This window comes from Streptomyces sp. JK94 (genome assembly GCF_053613315.1).
This window is the reverse complement of the sequence record NZ_JBSICH010000006.1, coordinates 122,969-139,469: the sequence shown is the minus strand read 5'-3', so window position 1 is coordinate 139,469 and position 16,501 is coordinate 122,969. Positions and strand designations below refer to the sequence as shown.

Sequence of the window (16,501 nt, the reverse complement as noted above, 5' to 3'; positions counted from 1 at the left end):
GACCGGGCAAGGAGGAGGGCGTCAACCGACAGAGTGCGACTGCACACGAAACGACGACATCAACCACCGTAATTTCATTGCCCAGTCGGGCTACTTTTCGGTACAACCTTTCGCACCTGCAATCAGCTGTGAGACAGTCTCTGTCTGGTACTCCCGACAGGTCGAGGTTCCCACTGGAGGCAAGGGAGGTGGAGATCATGGCTCCCGTCGCGCCCGGCACGGCCACCCCGGATCCCCGCCCCCGCCCGGCGGCAGAGGCCGCAGGGGCTTCGAAGGACCGGCTCACGGCACACGGCGGGGTTCGCGAAGGGGCCCTGCGGCCCTCGGACTCGAGGGCCGTCCCGCCGCACGTTCCGTACGGCGAACGCGGCACCGTCCACCCTGGAGGGGAACACCATGACCAACTGGCTCCGCACCACCGCCGCCCACCTGCAGACCCGCACCCCCGCCCGCGACGACAAGGGCCAGACGGCGGTGGAGTACCTGGGGATCATCGCGGTCGTGGTCGCCATCGTGCTGGCGATCACCGGGACGGACATCGGTCAGACGATCTACAACGCGATCAGGGACCAGATCACCGAAGTCACAGGGGGCTGACCTCTCTCCGTACGGGCGGGGACGCGGGGCAGGCCTTTCCCATCTACATCACGGTGGTGGGAGGCCTGCTCTTCCTCGCGCTCGCGTACTTCGCGGTGGGCCAGGCCGCAGCGACCCGTAGTGAGGCCCAGACGGCGGCCGACGCGGCGGCGCTCGCTGCCGCCCTGGAGAGCCGGGACGGTCTCGCAGACGAATGGCTCGCGAACGTGCTGGAGCCGGATACCTGGCTGGACATCTTCAACGGAATGGCGCCGATACCCAACGCCTGCTGGCGGGCTCACGAGTTGGCGGCACGTAACGACGCGAGCGTGGACTGCCGACCGGATGGGCTGCTGGGCTACACAGTGGTTGCGGAGACCAACGACACTGTCGGGGACACGATCGTGCCGGGAACGGAGGGCCAGAAGGCGACGGAGTCCGCGACCGCAGTCATCGAAGCCCGTTGTTCGTTCAAGCCGCCCGCCGAGGACGCCGACGACGATGTGCTGCCCCGTCTCTCTTGCAAGGGCGAGCACTGGGACCTGAACCCGGACGACCTGTCGGACCTGCCGGGGCCCGAGGATCTCTTCGACGTCCATCTGGCCGACTGACAAGTGAACGACGAGGACGAAGGAAGCGGAGTAATGAGCATTCGGTGCACGACAAGGGCTCGCAGGGGATGGATCGTATGGCCCGTCGCGATCGGCCTGGCCTTCGGTGCGGTGGGTTGTGGAGGCGGCGGTGACGATGACAAACCGGATGCATCGGCGACCTCCTCCAAGAGCAGCGAGTCCGAGCCGGAGGCTCAGGAGGGGAATGCTGAGGAGACTTTGGCGGAACTGAAGGGGCCCAGTGGCCTGTTCCTCAAAGTCACCGCCGCCCAGCGCGATGCCGGAGGGTTCGTCACGGTGAGTGGTGATTTGAAGAACGACGGCAGCAAGACGGTCAACGTACCCGCCCAGCTGAGCGGCAATGAAACCGAGATCATCAGAAACGGCAGTTCCTTCGGTGGCGCCACTTTGGTCGATTCCAAGGGCAAGAAGCGCTATTACGTGCTGCGCGACACCGACGGTCGCCCGCTCACGACGACCAATCTTCCCGCGTTGAAGGCAGGCGAGTCACTGCCGGTCTTCATGCAGTTTCCCGCGCCCCCGGCCGACGCCGCCGAGGTGACGCTCCAACTGCCCATGTTCACGGCCGGCGCCATCGAGATCTCCGGGTGAGGCCCACCATGACCTCTCCGCGCCTCACCCTGGCGGCCACCCTCACGTTCGTGCTCACCATGAGTCTCTCGGGCACCAGCACGGCCAACCCCACCGACGACCCCCCCGGCACCGAGCCCTCCGCCTCCGCCCCCGTCGACGTGGACCCCAACGACCCGGACCTCAAGCTGCCGGACGGCGCCACGCTCGCCCAGGCCAAGGTGCTGGACATCAAGACGGTCGTGGAGGAGCAGAGCGGCGACGAGCGGCGTGAGGACACCAACACGAGCGTGACGTTGGCGCTGCAGGCCGAGGTGCTGTTCGGCAAGGACAGCGCGAAGCTCGGCGCCGAGGCGAAGTCCCGCATCGGGGGCGTCGCGGAGGAGATCAGGACCCAGAACGCCACCCGGGTCCGGGTCTTCGGCTTCACCGACGACCTCGGCTCCTCCGCCCACGGCGACGTGCTGTCCAGGAAGCGGGCCGACGCCGTACACGACGTCCTGACCCAGAGCCTGAACGACGCCGACATCACCTACGAGGTCCGCGGCTACGGCGAGCAGTACCCCATCGCCGACAACGCGACGGAGGCCGGCCGTAAGAAGAACCGCCGGGTCGAGATCACCTTCCCGCGCTCGCAGAGCTGACGGTGTCGCCTATCCGCCCACGCCCACGCCCACGCCCACATCCACGTCCACGATCTCGACCCGCACCCCCGCCCGCACGCCCCACCCGGCCATCGCCCCGGCCTCGGCCTCCAGCACGTGCCGGGAGCGGACCCGGGGCAGCCCCAGCCTGCCCGGCCGCATGGTGCGTACGGCGACGACCGTGAGCCGCCGGTCCAGGTAGGCCACGTCGATGGGCATCCGCATCCGGAACGTGTGCACGCTGTTGGCGGGGGTCAGCAGCATCGCCCCGTCCACGGAGTCCCGCCCCAACAACCCCTTGGCGCGGGCCCGGTAGGACCCGGCGATCTCCAGCGGCACGCGCACGCCTTCGGCGCCGTCCCGCCCCGGCACGACCAACGCGCCCACCCCGTCCCGCCGGCGCCGCCCCATTCCCGTGCCCTTCCCCTGGCCCGCCACTTCGGTGAACGTATCCCGCCCGGCCCGTTTTCGGCAGGGCCCCCACGGGTGCGGCCTCCAGGGGCGAGCAGGCCGCTCCCCCGGACACCGCGCCGTGAAGCCGTTGTCCCGCGGTCCGGCCGGGGGGTAGGAAGGCCCCGTGGCGGGACTCGGTGCCGTGCTCCGTCCCGGCTCGCCCGGACCCGCGTGACCCGCCCGAGCCGCCCGACCGGTCGGGCGCGACGCACCGGTCCACCCGTCACGCCGACCGCGCTCCCTCGAACGTACTGATCGGAACCGCCCCCATGGCTCAGTCCGGCCCCCGCCCCCGCCCCCGCACCTTCGACGACCTCGTGGCCGAGGGCGCCTCCGTTCCCACCGATGGGTGGGACTTCTCCTGGTTCGAGGGCCGGGCCACCGAGGCACGGCCCTCCTGGGGGTACGCGCGGTCCATGGCCGCGCGGCTGGCCGGGGCCGGCGCGGTGCTGGAGGTGCAGACTGGGGGAGGGGAGGTCCTGGACCACGCGCTCGAGGCCGCCGCTCCCCACCGCCCGCCACTCGTCGTCGCCACCGAGGGCTGGCCGCCCAACGTCGCCAAGGCCACCGCACTGCTCCGCCCGCGCGGCGTCCCCGTGGTCGCCGTGCCCGACGACGCACCCCTCCCCTTCGCGGACGGCGCCTTCGACCTGGTCGTGAGCCGGCACCCCGTCGCACCGCACTGGCCGGACATCGCCCGCGTACTCGCCCCCGGCGGCACGTACTTCGCCCAGCACGTCGGTCCCGCCAGCGTCTTCGAGCTGGTCGAGTACTTCCTCGGGCCCCAGCCGGAGGAGAGCCGCAACCACCGCCACCCGGGCCGGGAGCGGGCCGGCGCCGAGGCTGCCGGCCTGGAGGTCGTCGACCTGCGGGCGGAACGGCTGCGGATGGAGTTCCACGACGTCGGCGCCGTCGTCCACTTCCTGCGCAAGGTCGTCTGGATGGTGCCCGGCTTCACCGTCGAGGACCACCGGGACCGGCTGCGCGACCTGCACGCACGCATCGAGGCCGAAGGCCCGTTCGTCGCCCACAGCACACGCCACCTCGTCGACGCCCGCAAGCCACACCGCTAGGGTCCGTCCGGTCCTCCCGGTGGGTCACGCGTGCGCGCCGACCGTCACCTCGCCCACCACCAGCTCCGCGCCCGCGCCCGCGCCTCCGGCACCTTCCCCATCCGCTCCACGCGGCAGGGGAGCGGAGCGGGATGGAGGGGGATCTCCGGGGCACAAGCGACGTACCGTCGCGAACGATCGCGGGTCCGGCGAGAGGATGCGGAATCACCCCTCAATCCTCACAGGGTTTCCACATCGTTATTCATCGGTGGCCGTCCCGGGTCGAATCGGTTCGGCCCTATCACGTACGTTCAACCCAGGTAATTCGCGTGAGCAAAGCTGCGCGTGTGGCGCCGCGCAGCGGAGGGGGCTGCGCGGTGCCGGGTCAAGCGGGCGTTCACCGGTGGTGTCACCCGGTCGGACGAGCCGGAGGCGGTCCGGCGTGCGGGCGGCGCGGTGTCCGCCGGGCCCCCGGGTCATCTTTCAGCGCCTCTCGGCGCCTCCTTCAGCGCCCCTCGGCACCTCATCCCGTGCCCCTCCATACCTCTTTCGGCGCCCTTCTTGGCGCCCTCCGGCACCCCCGGGCGCCTCTTGAGCCCCTTCGGTCGCCTTGTCCACCGGCGCATTCGCCTGGTTCCGGCCACCGTACGGGGCGGAATGAGGGGTTCCATGGCCAATCGGGTGTCGTCGGTTGATTTCGGAGAGTAGTTGTGGCGCGCCGATGCGCGCGACATCACTTACGAAGGGTTATGGTGGAAACCCCCCCTCGGGCCGGTCCGTATCCCCCCCACGGACCGGCCCGTTTTCTCTGCCTTCCCGCGTACCGGCTCCTCGGCCTCCCCGCCTCCCTCCCGGTGAGACGCCCGTCATGAGGAGTTCACCGGTGCGCCGTTCGTGCCGCGGCATGGCGCCGCTCGTTCGAGGGCATAAAGCAAGCAGGTCGACGCCCGAACCACGGGTGTCGGATCTCAGCGGACGGCTCGGAGCCGTCCGCCCGGGAGGCCCTTTGCACCAGCCCCACCGTGCGGTCACGGCACGGAAGACGCGGCGGAGGGCCGGCCGGCGGCCCGCGCCAGTGCAGGGCGGTCGTCGATCGGCCGGCTCGTTGCCGCTCTCCCGGCCCAGCGTCCACTTCGTCGCTCCCCGACCCTTTCCGAGGGGGTACGTCCTTCCGTGGTGACCAGCACAAAGCGCCACAAGCCCGACAGGCGCACCTACGTTCTCGACACCAGCGTCCTGCTGGCCGACCCCAAGGCTCTGCACCGCTTCGACGAGCACGAGGTCGTGCTCCCGATCGTCGTGGTGACGGAGCTGGAGGCCAAGCGGCACCATCCCGAACTCGGCTACTTCGCCCGGCAGGCCCTGCGTCTGCTCGACGAGTTCCGGGTGCGGCACGGTCGCCTCGACGCCCCCATCCCGATCGGGGATCTCGGCGGCACGGTGCGTGTCGAGCTCAACCACTCGGACCCCAGCGTGCTGCCCAGCGGCTACCGCCTGGGGGACAACGACTCCCGCATCCTCGCGGTCGCCCGCAACCTGCAGGCGGAGGGATTCGACGTCACCGTCGTCTCCAAGGACCTCCCGCTGCGGATCAAGGCGTCCTCCGTCGGCCTGCTCGCCGAGGAGTACCGCGCCGAGCTCGCCATCACGGACGCCTCCGGCTGGACCGGCATGTCCGAACTCACCCTGCCGGGCGAGCAGGTGGACGTGCTCTTCGAGGAGGGCCGGATCCACGTCCCCGAGGCCGCCGACCTGCCCGTGCACACCGGTCTGACCCTCCAGTCGGAGCGCGGCAAGGCGCTCGGCCGGGTCACGCCCGACGGCGACGTCCGTCTGGTGCGCGGCGACCGGGAGGTCTTCGGCATCAAGGGCCGCAGTGCCGAGCAGCGGATCGCGCTCGACCTGCTCCTCGACCCGGACGTCGGCATCGTCTCGATGGGCGGCCGGGCCGGCACCGGCAAGTCGGCGCTGGCACTGTGCGCGGGACTGGAGGCCGTGCTGGAGCGCCGGCAGCACCAGAAGGTGATGGTCTTCAGACCGCTGTACGCGGTGGGCGGGCAGGAGCTCGGCTACCTGCCCGGCTCCGAGGCCGAGAAGATGAGCCCCTGGGCGCAGGCGGTCTTCGACACCCTGTCGGCGGTCGCCAGCCGGGAGGTCATCGAAGAGGTGACCGCACGCGGGATGCTGGAGGTCCTGCCGCTCACCCACATCCGCGGACGCTCGCTGCACGACGCCTTCGTGATCGTGGACGAGGCCCAGTCACTGGAGCGGAACGTCCTGCTGACCGTGCTGTCCCGCATCGGGGCCAACTCGCGCGTCGTACTGACCCATGACGTGGCGCAGCGGGACAACCTGCGCGTCGGGCGGTACGACGGGGTCGTCGCCGTGGTGGAGAAGCTGAAGGGTCATCCGCTCTTCGCGCACGTCACCCTGACGCGTTCCGAGAGGTCCCAGATCGCGGCGCTGGTGACCGAGATGCTGGAGGACGGGCACATCTGAGAACACCCGGGAGTCCGGCCCGACAAGGGCCGGCCGCCCGACGGTTGACGCCGTCCGGAAGGCGAAGAGCCTAGCCGGGCGGCGTCGTCGCGCGTGGGGATTTCCGGCAATCCCCTGGGCCAAACGGGATGTGAGCTTTCACACGCAACACAGAATTGCCTCACCCCGTCGGGTTACGGCAGAGTCTCATTCCTGTCAGGCCCCGCATACGACACACCTGTACCCCCAGCGGTACGGCACCACAGAAGCACCAGATCCAACTCCATAGCAGCGTCGTATGCCGCCCGAGCACCACACGGCGCTCCCCGCAGGGGAGTCGTCCACCGGGCCCGCGCCTCCCGTGACCCGTAGTTGGGGAGGCCAGTGCCAGGGGCACGATTGCGTCCGCGAGGGTCACCGGAGCGGGCGATGCTGGAAGGAAACCGTGTGAGCCGGATCTCGGTCCGGGGATTCGCAGTGGCCTCGGCCACGGCGGTCACCGCAGTCGGCAGCGTCGTCGGCGTTGCCTCGGGCAGCACCGCGCAGAACAACGACGCGGAGGCGACGGCAGCAGGCACGACGCTGCTCGCGGACATCCCCATGGGCGAGCAGGCGCAGGTGCAGACCGCGTCCCTGACGCAGCAGGCCGACGTACAGGCCATCGCCGCGGACGTGAGCGCCAAGAAGGACGCCGAGGAGGCGGCCCGCAAGGCGGCCGCCGAGACCGCCGTGGCCAAGCAGGAGCAGGCCAAGAAGGAAGCCAAGGCGGCCGAGGAGGCCAAGAAGCGCGAGGCGGAGCAGGAAGCGGCCAGCCGCGACGCCGCGCGCGAGTCCACCAGCTTCGCCGTCCAGAGTTCCTACAGCATCGGCCAGATCCAGTCGATGGCCCGTCAGATGGTGCCCAGCGGCCAGTGGCAGTGCTTCAGCAACATCGTGGACCACGAGTCCAGCTGGAACTACAAGGCCGTCAACCCCTCCTCCGGCGCCTACGGCCTCTTCCAGGCCCTCCCAGCGGGCAAGTACGCCTCGGCGGGCGCCGACTGGCAGACCAACCCGGCCACCCAGATCAAGTGGGGCCTCAACTACATGGACAGCCGCTACGGCAGCCCGTGCGAGGCCTGGACCTTCTGGCAGGCCAACCACTGGTACTGAGCCCGCCCCGCCCCGGCACGGCCCGGACCACCGCTCAACCTCGCGCAGCCCCTCACCGTCCTATGGTGAGGGGCTTTCGCGTGCCCGCCCTGTACGGTCGGACCGGAACGGCTCCAGGGGGGAGTGGTGGGGAGAGACGGGGGAAGAGGACGGATCATGTCGCGAGTGCCAGGGTGGCTCGGCCGGCTGGGCGCCGGACTGACGCAGATGAGCAGACGGTTGGACCAGCGCCGTGAGGAGGCGCGTCGTGAGGAGGCCGACGACGGGCCGGTGCCGTCCGCCGCCGGCCACGAAGCGCACCCCCTGGAGCACCTGGCCCCGCACCAGCAGCTCGTGGTCCAGACCCGCCCCGACCCGGCGCAGGCCGTGCCCTGGGGCGTACGGGTCGCCGCGGAGGCCGGATGGCGGCTGCTGGTCCTCGCGGGCACCCTGTGGGTGCTGATGCGGGTCATCAGCGCCGTACGACTGGTGGTGCTGGCGTTCGTGGCCGCGCTGCTGATCACGGCCCTGCTCCAGCCGACCGTGGCGTGGCTGCGCCGGCACGGGGTGCCGCGGGGGCCGGCCACCGCCCTGACCGCGATCCTCGGGTTCGTCGTGATGGGACTGATCGGCTGGTTCGTGACCTGGCAGGTCATGGAGAACATCGACAACCTCTCCGGCCAGGTCCAGGACGGCATCGACGAGCTGCGCAACTGGCTGCTGAACAGCCCCTTCCACGTCACCGACAAGCAGATCAACGAGATCGCCACGAACCTGCGCGAGGCGGTCGGCGCCAACACCGACCAGATAACGTCGGCCGGACTCGAGGGCGTCACGGTCGTCGTCGAGGCGCTGACCGGCATCCTGCTGGCGGCCTTCTCGACGCTCTTCCTGCTCTACGACGGCAGGCGCATCTGGCAGTGGACGCTGAAGCTGGTGCCGGCGGCGGCCCGGCCGGGCGTGGCCGGAGCCGGCCCGCGCGCGTGGCGGACGCTGACGGCGTACGTGCGCGGCACGGTGGTGGTGGCGCTCATCGACGCCATCTTCATCGGCCTCGGCATCTACTTCCTGGATGTGCCGATGGCCGTCCCGCTGGCCGTGTTCATCTTCCTGTTCGCCTTCATTCCGCTCGTCGGCGCGGTGGTCTCAGGCGCCCTCGCGGTCGTGGTGGCGCTGGTGACCCAGGGCATGTTCGCCGCGGTCATGACGCTCGTGGTCGTGCTGGTGGTGCAGCAGATCGAGGGGCACATCCTGCAGCCCTTCATCCTGGGGCGCGCGGTGCGGGTCCATCCGCTGGCGGTCGTGCTGGCGGTGGCCACGGGCGGCCTGGTGGCCGGCATCGGCGGCGCGGTGGTCGCCGTACCGCTGGTGGCGGTGACCAACACCGTCGTGGGCTATCTGCGGGCGTACTCCCGGGAGGCGGCCGTACGGCAGGCCCCGGAGCCGCGCAAGGCGACGTCGACGGACGCCTCCCCGGCGACGGACGCCCCGCCGGGCACCGCGGAGGCCGACCCGCCGCCGGACACCTCCCCGGCGTAGCGCGACACAACGGGACCCGCCCACCGGATCGGTGAGCGGGTCCCGTGCGGTGTGCCGCGGCGCGGGGCTACTGCGCGGCCAGCACCGCCTCGGCGTCCAGCGTGGCGCCGACGGCCTCGACCACGGCGGCGATCTTGAACGCTTCCTGGATCGTCTCGCGGTCCACACCGGCCTTGCGGAGCACCTGCTCGTGCGAGTCCAGGCACATGCCGCAGCCGTTGATGGCGGAGACCGCGAAGGACCACAGCTCGAAGTCGACCTTGTCGACGCCCGGGTTGCCGATGACGTTCATCCGCAGACCGGCGCGCAGGGTGCCGTACTCGTGGTCCGACAGCAGGTGCCGGGTGCGGTAGAAGACGTTGTTCATCGCCATGACGGCGGCGGCCGACTTGGCGGCCGAGTACGCCTCGGGCGTGAGGTTCGCCTTCGCCTCCGGCGCCAGCTCGCGCAGCACGACGGGGGAGCGCGAGGCGATGGCGGTCGCCAGGACGGTGCCCCACAACTGCTGCGCCGGGAGGTCGGAGTTGCCGATGACCGAGCCCAGGTTGAGCTTCAGGTCCTTGGCGTAGTCCGGGACGGCGGACTTCAGGGAGTCGAGAGACATACGGATCACTCCCCGGCCAGCAGCGCGACCGGGTCGAGGGTCTCGTCGCCCTTGCTCCAGTTGCACGGGCACAGCTCGTCGGTCTGCAGGGCGTCGAGGACCCGCAGGACCTCCTTGGGGTTACGGCCGACCGAGCCGGCGGTCACCATGGTGAACTGGATCTCGTTGTTCTGGTCCACGATGAAGACGGCGCGCTTGGCGAAGCCGTCCTCGCCCTCGATGCCGAGGTCGCGCATCAGCTCGTGCCGGGAGTCCGCCATCATGGGGAACGGCAGGTCGGTCAGGTCCGGGTGGTCCTTGCGCCAGGCGTGGTGCACGAACTCGGAGTCGCCGGAGAAGCCGAGGATCTGGGCGTCACGGTCGGCGAACTCGTCGTTCAGCTTGCCGAAGGCGGCGATCTCGGTCGGGCACACGAAGGTGAAGTCCTTGGGCCACGCGAAGACGACCTTCCACTGACCCTCGTAGGTCTTGTGGTTGATCTGCTGGAACTCCTTGCCCTTCTCCAGCGAGACGCAGGCGGTCAGATCGAACTCGGGGAACTTGTCACCGACAGTGAGCACGCGCTCTCCTTGCAGCGAAGAAACACCCATTTCGTGGGTGTTTCCCATGGGTTGGACATTGTTGATGTTGGCACAGGGTGCATTGATTACGGAAATAGCTACACTCGGTCGAGTTGATCGGAGGTGGTTATCAGTGTCAGGCAGGAAGAGGCAGCCCAGCCTCGCCCAACTGCGGGCCTTCGCCGCGGTCGCGGAGCATCTGCACTTCCGCGACGCCGCCGCCGCGATCGGCATGAGCCAGCCCGCGCTCTCGGGTGCCGTCTCCGCCCTGGAGGAGACACTGGGTGTCACCCTCGTGGAGCGTACGACGCGCAAGGTACTGCTCTCGCCCGCGGGCGAGAGGCTCGCGGTCCGGGCGAAGGCGGTCCTGGCGGAGGTCGGCGCACTGATGGAGGAGGCGGAGGCGGTCCGGGCGCCGTTCACCGGGCCCCTGCGGCTCGGGGTCATACCGACGGTGGCGCCGTACCTGCTGCCGACGGTGCTGCGGCTGGTCCACGGCCGCTACCCGGACCTGGACCTCCAGGTCCACGAGGAGCAGACCGCGAGCCTGCTGGACGGCCTCACCACCGGCCGTCTCGACCTGCTCCTGCTGGCGGTGCCGCTCGGTGTCCCCGGCGTCGCGGAACTCCCGCTCTTCGACGAGGACTTCGTGCTCGTCACCCCGCTCGACCACCGGCTCGGCGGCCGGGACGGCATCGAGCGCTCGGCGCTGCGCGAGCTGAAGCTGCTGCTGCTCGACGAGGGGCACTGCCTGCGCGACCAGGCCCTCGACATCTGCCGGGAGGCGGGCCGGGCGGGCGTCCCGGCGACGACGACGGCCGCCGGCCTGTCGACGCTGGTGCAGCTGGTGGCGGGCGGCCTCGGGGTGACGCTGCTGCCGCGTACGGCGGTCCGCGTGGAGACGTCCCGCTCCAGCCGGCTCCTCACCGGCTCCTTCGCCGACCCGGCCCCCACCCGCCGCATCGCCCTCGCCATGCGCACGGGCGCGGCCCGCTCGGAGGAGTACGGGGAACTGGCGGGGGCCCTGCGGGAGGCGATGCGGGAACTGCCGGTGCGCGTCGTCGCGGACTGACGTACGCGTCCGTCCCGGCGGCACGGGGGAGTGCCGCCGGGACGGACGCGCCGGCCGGCACGCCGGGACCGCCGGGTCACTCCGTCCGCAGACCCTCCGGACGCATCAGGCGCAGCAGCGGCGGCAGGCTGGCCAGGGTCACCAGCAGGACGACGGCGGCGCCGATGCCGGTCATGGACAGGACGCCGATCCAGTCGACGGCGACCGGGGTGTTCGTCATCCTCATCAGCACCGCGCCCAGCGTCAGGCCCACCGCCGAGGCCAGCACCAGGCCCAGCACGATCGGGACCGCGGTCTGCCACAGCACCGACAGGCTCAGGGTGCGGCGCCGGGTGCCGAACGCCACCAGGGCCGACAGCAGCTTCCTGCGCTCGCGCAGCTGCTCCAGCTGGGACACCAGCAGACTGGCACCGATCAGCGCCAGCACACACGCGGCGCCGACGAACAGACCGGTGCGGACGGCGTCGAAACGGCCGCTCCGCTCCGTGGCCGCCCAGACCATCGGGTACGCCAGCGGATGCACGGCCGCCGCGGTGTTCCGCACCCGCTCGTGGACGTCCGGCACCGTCTCGTCGAGCCGGAGGTAGGCGTGCCCCTCCAGCCCCGGGGCGAGCGCCGCCGGCACCGCCTTCGGCGTGATCAGGAAGCCGCCCCGGTCGGTACCGGCGAGCAGACCGGTGCGCGGCGCCGCCTCCTTGACGCCCGACGGCACCTTCCAGGGGGCCTCCAGGCCCTTCGGGCCGCCCTCGTACGAGGGGTCGAGGTACAGCGTCCGCCGGGCCTTCGCCATCGCCATCACGTCGACACCGGCGTCCCACTCGGCCCCGCGCACGGCGAACACGTCACCGTCGCGGCACGAGGACAGCTGCGCGATCTCGCGCAGCGAGACGCAGTCGCCCACGGTCAGCGTCGTGGAGTTCTCCGGCTCCCGGCGCCGGTCGCCGACGTAGCCCTCGGAGTAGGAGAAGACGGCCTCGACGCCCCGGGTCTCCCGGAACTTCGCGGCGGCCGCCGCCACCGGCGCCTCGCTCGGCAGGGACACCTCCATCTGCGCCTGCGTGACGTCCTTCCCGGTGCTCCGGGTGTAGTCGTCGTCCACCCCCGCGAACAGCATCTGCAGCGCGATCGCGCCGGCGACGGCCACCGCGATGCCGTTGACCATCCGGGCCGCCGTGCCGCTGCTCAGCTGCAGCCGGCGCACGGCCAGCTGCCAGGACACGGAGCCCCTGCCGAGCCGGGCGACGACCGTCTCCACGATCCACGGCAGCAGCGCGGTGACGCCGACGAGCAGCAGGACGACTCCGCCGGTCACCAGGTACTGGTTGAAGTCGCCCTGGGAACGGCCCTGGCCGACCATCGGGTACAGCATCGCCAGGCCGGCCACCGGCGGCAGCAGCCGCCACCACAGGCGTCGCCGCGCGGGCCTGGCCGTACGCACCACGCCGAGCGGTTCGATGACCACCCCGCGCAGCGCGAACAGCGTCACCAGGACGGCCGCGGCAGGCACCGCCACCGCCACCAGCAGGGCCAGCAGCGGCGAGGGGTCGAGGTAGCTCGGGAACACACTGACGCTGAACACCTCCGCCGTCCCCGCGAGCTGACGTCCGACCAGGAAGAACCCGGCGCCGAAGACCAGCCCCAGCACCGCCCCCGCCATCGCCTCTCCGGCGGCGATCCGCCGGGTCATGCCGCTGTCGGAACCCACCAGCCGCAGCGCCGCGAGCCGCCGGTCCCGCCGCTCACCGCCGAACCGCACGGCCGTGGCGATGAAGACCGCGACCGGCGTCAGCAGCACCACGAAGACGACGAGGATCAGCAGCAGGAGCACCGGGTCGGACTGCTCGGGCGGCCCCGGGTCGGGGTCGCCGAAGTGGTCGATGCGGACGATCCGGCCGCTGTCGAGGTGCGCCGCGAGGCCGTCGGCGCCCCGGTAGAAGGCGAGTTCCTGCGAACCGACCAGCCCGCTCTCCCCGATGGTGCCGGTGATCCGCTCGGGCAGCCGTTCCCGCAGCAGCCCGCCCACGTCCGATGCCAGCAGCTCCTTGAGCGCGGGGGAGACCACCATCTCGCCCGCGGCGGGGAACCGCTCCACCCCCGGCGGCAGCGGTGCCCGGGGCCCCTCGGCCTCCAGGGCGCGACCGCGGACCGAGTCGTCGCGGAACTCGGTGTCCACGTTGGCGACGATCAGGGTGCCGTCGCCCTTGGCGGGCCGGTCGTCGGTGAACGTGATGTCGGTGCGCGCGGTCTCTCGCTCGTGCCGGACGGTGAGGGCGTTCGGCAGGGCCGTCGTCAGCAGGAGCAGTGCCACCCCGAGCCCGACGCCGACGGCCGTCAGCACGGCCCGGGTCCATCCCTCGCGCCCGCCGGTGACGGTGAAGCGGACGCCCATGGCCAGGTCGCGGGCCCACCGGCGCACGTTCATACGACCCGCTCCATGTCCCGGGACCTGCCGTCGCGCACGACGATCTCGCGGTCGGAGTAGGCGGCCACCCGTGCCTCGTGGGTGACCAGGACGACGGCGGCGTTGGTGGAGCGGGCGGCGTCCGTGAGCAGCTCCATCACGCGCTCGCCGTTGAGGGAGTCCAGCGCGCCGGTCGGTTCGTCGGCGAAGAGCACGCGGGGGCCGGTGACCAGCGAGCGCGCCACCGCGACCCGCTGCCCCTGGCCCCCGGAGACCTCACCGGGCCGCTTCCTGCGCAGGTCGTCGACCTCCAGCCGCTCCAGCCAGGTCAGCGCGGCCCGCTCGGCCTCCTTGCGGGAGGTGCCGTTCAGCCGCAGCGGCAGGGCGACGTTCTCCACGCAGGTCAGCTCCGGCACGAGCTGCCCGAACTGGAACACGAACCCGAATTCCGAGCGCCGCAGCGCACTGCGCTGGGCGTCGCTCATGGCGGACAGCTCCCGCCCGCCGTACGTGATCGTCCCCGAGTCGGGGGGCACGATCCCGGCGAGGCAGTGCAGCAGCGTCGACTTGCCGGACCCGGAGGGGCCCATGACGGCGACGACCTCGCCGGGGTGGATGGAGAACTCGGCGCCGTCGAGCGCGAGAGTCGGACCGTAGGCCTTGCGCAGCTGCTCGGCGCAGAGCAGCGAACCCGTGGGAGGGGTCATCGGGACACCGCCTCACGGAGCTTGTCGAGACGGGCCGCGGTCAGCTCCAGCCAGCGCAGGTCGGCCTCCAGGTGGAACAGGGCGTGGTCGCAGATGAGCTGGTCGGCCAGGTCACCCCTGCGCTTGCGGTCGGTCAGGATGCGCATGCTGCGCAGGTGCTCCGAGCGCTGGGTGTCGAGGACGTCGGCGGCGTCGCGGTGGGTGAGCAGCGCGAGGACGACCTTGGTGTAGAGCGTCGACTGGAGGTACGGCTCGGGCTTCTCCGGCGTGGCGAGCCACCGCTGTACGTCGGTGATCCCGGCGTCGGTGATCGCGTACCGCTTGCGCTCGGGACCGCCGCCCGCCTCGATGCCGTCGACGACGACGAGGCCGTTCTTCAGCAGGCGGGACATCGTCGAATAGACCTGGCCGTAGTGCAGTGGCCGGTCGTGACCGAACTTCTCGTCGAAGGCGCGCTTCAGGTCGTAGCCGTGGCGCGGCCCGGACTCCAGGAGCCCCAGGAGGGTGTGACCGATGGACATGCCGAGCACTCTACACACGGTGTATACCCACCATGTATACGCGGGGTGTACAGATCCTGGCGCGGTGTACGGAACCGCAGGTCGGAGCTGTTTGTCACGGTTCCGTGACGACGGAGCCCGTGCCTGCGTGCGGCGTGGTGCGGTGGCCCGGCCCGCCCGGCCCGCCCGGCCCGCCCGGCCCGCCCGGCCCGCCCGGCCCGCCCGGCCCGCCCGGCCCGCCCGGCCCGCCCGGCCCGCCCGGCCCGCCCGGCTCCGTCACGGCGGCGGCGTGGTCCCGGGCCCGGAACCCGGCCCCGTGGGCGGGCGCCCCCGGCGGGGCAGCGGCCCCGCGTCGCCGGGCAGGCGGCCCGCCTCCGCCAGTGCCCTGCGGAGCAGGAACTCGATCTGGGCGTTGGCCGAGCGCAGCTCGTCGCCCGCCCAGCGGGCCAGCGCCTCGTACACCTGGGGGTCCAGCCGCAGCAGCACCTGCTTGCGCTGCTGCGGCCGACGCTTCGGGGCCGGACCCTCGGACGGCGCCGTCACTGGTAGAGCGTCCCCGTGTTCAGGACCGGCTGGGCGGCGCGGTCCCCGCAGAGCACGACCATCAGGTTGGACACCATCGCCGCCTTGCGCTCGTCGTCCAACTCCACGATGTCCTGCTCGCTGATGCGGGCGAGGGCGGCCTCGACCATGCCGACCGCACCGTCCACGATCTGCCGCCGCGCCGCGACCACCGCGCCGGCCTGCTGGCGCTGGAGCATCGCCGAGGCGATCTCCGGGGCGTACGCGAGGTGCGTGAAGCGGGACTCGATGATCTGCACGCCGGCCGCCTCCACGCGCGCGTGCAGCTCGACGGCGAGCTTCTCGGTGATCTCCTCGGCGTTGCCGCGCAGGGAGAGGCCGTCCTCGTCGTGGGCGTCGTAGGGGTACTCGATGGCGATGTGCCGCACGGCCGCCTCGGTCTGGGTGGAGACGAACTCGACGTAGTCGTCCACCTCGAAGGTGGCCTGCGCGGTGTCCTCCACCCGCCACACCACGACCGCGGCCAGCTCGATGGGGTTGCCGTAGGCGTCGTTCACCTTCAGGACGGCCGTCTCGTGGTTGCGCACCCGTGTCGAGATCTTGGTGCGCGAGGTGAGCGGGTTCACCCAGCGCAGCCCGTCCTGCCGGATCGTCCCGCGGTACCGCCCGAAGAGCTGCACCACGCGGGCCTCGCCCGGTGCCACCGTGTTCAGCCCGCACATCGCCAGGAACGCGGCCAGGGCGGTGACGATGCCGCCGATGATCAGCGCGGCCTTCCCCCCGGTCGAGGCGACCGCGGTGGCGCCGACGACCAGGCCGGCGCCGACGAGCAGTCCGACCAGCCCCAGCAGCAGTGCGGTTCCGCCGCCGACGCTGTGCGCCTGCGTCTCGCGCACCCGTGGTGCCGGCATCTCCGGTACGTCCGCCGTGGCCTGCGCGACGCCGTGGGATTCGTGTACGGACATGGGTGGTCCCCCGTTCGGGCCGGGCGCGCTCGCGCCGTCCCGGCTCCTGTCGATGTTCCGGTGTTCTAGCTAAGTGATATCACTTTATCCGTACA

The 16,501-nt window shown here is 71.4% G+C and carries 17 protein-coding genes; 9 read left to right on the top strand and 8 right to left on the bottom strand.

The window, feature by feature from the left end; translation table 11 throughout:
* The first annotated feature begins 396 nt into the window (after positions 1 to 396).
* The 4 genes from ACVV2G_RS05480 to ACVV2G_RS05465 are packed head-to-tail and all read left to right on the top strand — an operon-like array spanning position 397 to position 2,422.
* On the top strand, positions 397 to 597 hold the full coding sequence (locus ACVV2G_RS05480) for a Flp family type IVb pilin (RefSeq protein WP_453841433.1): 201 nt from the start codon (positions 397 to 399) through the stop codon (positions 595 to 597).
* Positions 594 to 1,187, top strand: a complete 594-nt coding sequence (locus ACVV2G_RS05475; RefSeq protein ID WP_453841637.1) for a pilus assembly protein TadG-related protein — start codon at positions 594 to 596, stop codon at positions 1,185 to 1,187. Before ACVV2G_RS05480 ends, ACVV2G_RS05475 begins: the two co-directional genes overlap by 4 nt.
* Before the next feature lie 33 nt (positions 1,188 to 1,220).
* Complete coding sequence (locus ACVV2G_RS05470; protein ID WP_453841432.1) at positions 1,221 to 1,799, top strand: hypothetical protein; 579 nt, start codon at positions 1,221 to 1,223, stop codon at positions 1,797 to 1,799.
* 8 nt (positions 1,800 to 1,807) lie between these two features.
* Positions 1,808 to 2,422, top strand: a complete 615-nt coding sequence (locus ACVV2G_RS05465; protein ID WP_453841431.1) for an OmpA family protein — start codon at positions 1,808 to 1,810, stop codon at positions 2,420 to 2,422.
* Between the two features lie 9 nt (positions 2,423 to 2,431).
* On the opposite strand, the gene ACVV2G_RS05460 is transcribed toward ACVV2G_RS05465, so the two are convergent.
* On the bottom strand, positions 2,432 to 2,833 hold the full coding sequence (locus ACVV2G_RS05460) for a DUF192 domain-containing protein (protein WP_453841636.1): 402 nt from the start codon (positions 2,831 to 2,833) through the stop codon (positions 2,432 to 2,434).
* Positions 2,834 to 3,144: 311 nt separating this feature from the next.
* Between ACVV2G_RS05460 and ACVV2G_RS05455 the strand changes: the two genes are divergently transcribed.
* The 4 genes from ACVV2G_RS05455 (at position 3,145) to ACVV2G_RS05440 (ending at position 9,075) form a co-directional block, all read left to right on the top strand.
* Positions 3,145 to 3,948: a class I SAM-dependent methyltransferase gene (locus tag ACVV2G_RS05455; protein WP_453841430.1), complete on the top strand. Its 804-nt coding sequence runs from the start codon at positions 3,145 to 3,147 to the stop codon at positions 3,946 to 3,948.
* 1,152 nt (positions 3,949 to 5,100) lie between these two features.
* Positions 5,101 to 6,426 carry an RNA 5'-3' helicase PhoH2 gene (gene phoH2, locus ACVV2G_RS05450; protein WP_453841429.1) on the top strand — a complete coding sequence of 442 codons (1,326 nt, stop codon included), beginning with the start codon at positions 5,101 to 5,103 and terminating at the stop codon, positions 6,424 to 6,426.
* Positions 6,427 to 6,852: 426 nt separating this feature from the next.
* Entirely contained in the window at positions 6,853 to 7,557 is a 705-nt protein-coding gene (locus tag ACVV2G_RS05445; RefSeq protein ID WP_453841428.1) for an aggregation-promoting factor C-terminal-like domain-containing protein, read from the top strand.
* A gap of 156 nt (positions 7,558 to 7,713) precedes the next feature.
* The gene (locus tag ACVV2G_RS05440) at positions 7,714 to 9,075 is read left to right on the top strand and encodes an AI-2E family transporter (RefSeq protein ID WP_453841427.1); all 1,362 of its coding nucleotides are present in this window, start codon (positions 7,714 to 7,716) and stop codon (positions 9,073 to 9,075) included.
* A gap of 67 nt (positions 9,076 to 9,142) precedes the next feature.
* Here the strand turns inward: ACVV2G_RS05440 and ACVV2G_RS05435 are convergent, their stop codons facing one another.
* Complete coding sequence (locus ACVV2G_RS05435) at positions 9,143 to 9,679, bottom strand: alkyl hydroperoxide reductase (RefSeq protein ID WP_453841426.1); 537 nt, start codon at positions 9,677 to 9,679, stop codon at positions 9,143 to 9,145.
* A gap of 5 nt (positions 9,680 to 9,684) precedes the next feature.
* Positions 9,685 to 10,239, bottom strand: a complete 555-nt coding sequence (locus tag ACVV2G_RS05430) for a peroxiredoxin (protein WP_453841425.1) — start codon at positions 10,237 to 10,239, stop codon at positions 9,685 to 9,687.
* Positions 10,240 to 10,372: 133 nt separating this feature from the next.
* Here ACVV2G_RS05430 and ACVV2G_RS05425 point away from each other — a divergent pair, with 133 nt between their 5' ends.
* Positions 10,373 to 11,311 carry a LysR substrate-binding domain-containing protein gene (locus ACVV2G_RS05425; RefSeq protein ID WP_453841424.1) on the top strand — a complete coding sequence of 313 codons (939 nt, stop codon included), beginning with the start codon at positions 10,373 to 10,375 and terminating at the stop codon, positions 11,309 to 11,311.
* Positions 11,312 to 11,387: 76 nt separating this feature from the next.
* Here the strand turns inward: ACVV2G_RS05425 and ACVV2G_RS05420 are convergent, their stop codons facing one another.
* The 5 genes from ACVV2G_RS05420 to ACVV2G_RS05400 all read right to left on the bottom strand — a co-directional run bounded on the left by ACVV2G_RS05420 (position 11,388) and on the right by ACVV2G_RS05400 (position 16,406).
* Entirely contained in the window at positions 11,388 to 13,733 is a 2,346-nt protein-coding gene (locus tag ACVV2G_RS05420) for an ABC transporter permease (protein WP_453841423.1), read from the bottom strand.
* Positions 13,730 to 14,419: an ABC transporter ATP-binding protein gene (locus tag ACVV2G_RS05415; RefSeq protein ID WP_453841422.1), complete on the bottom strand. Its 690-nt coding sequence runs from the start codon at positions 14,417 to 14,419 to the stop codon at positions 13,730 to 13,732. The genes ACVV2G_RS05420 and ACVV2G_RS05415 overlap by 4 nt, the downstream gene beginning before the upstream one ends.
* A complete protein-coding gene (locus ACVV2G_RS05410) occupies positions 14,416 to 14,940 on the bottom strand; it encodes a PadR family transcriptional regulator (RefSeq protein ID WP_453841421.1) in 525 nt (174 codons plus the stop codon). The genes ACVV2G_RS05415 and ACVV2G_RS05410 overlap by 4 nt, the downstream gene beginning before the upstream one ends.
* 255 nt (positions 14,941 to 15,195) lie before the next feature.
* Positions 15,196 to 15,462, bottom strand: coding sequence for a type II toxin-antitoxin system antitoxin (locus tag ACVV2G_RS05405; protein WP_453841420.1), 267 nt, complete (start codon positions 15,460 to 15,462; stop codon positions 15,196 to 15,198).
* Positions 15,459 to 16,406, bottom strand: a complete 948-nt coding sequence (locus tag ACVV2G_RS05400; protein WP_453841419.1) for an SPFH domain-containing protein — start codon at positions 16,404 to 16,406, stop codon at positions 15,459 to 15,461. The genes ACVV2G_RS05405 and ACVV2G_RS05400 overlap by 4 nt, the downstream gene beginning before the upstream one ends.
* Positions 16,407 to 16,501 lie beyond the last annotated feature (95 nt).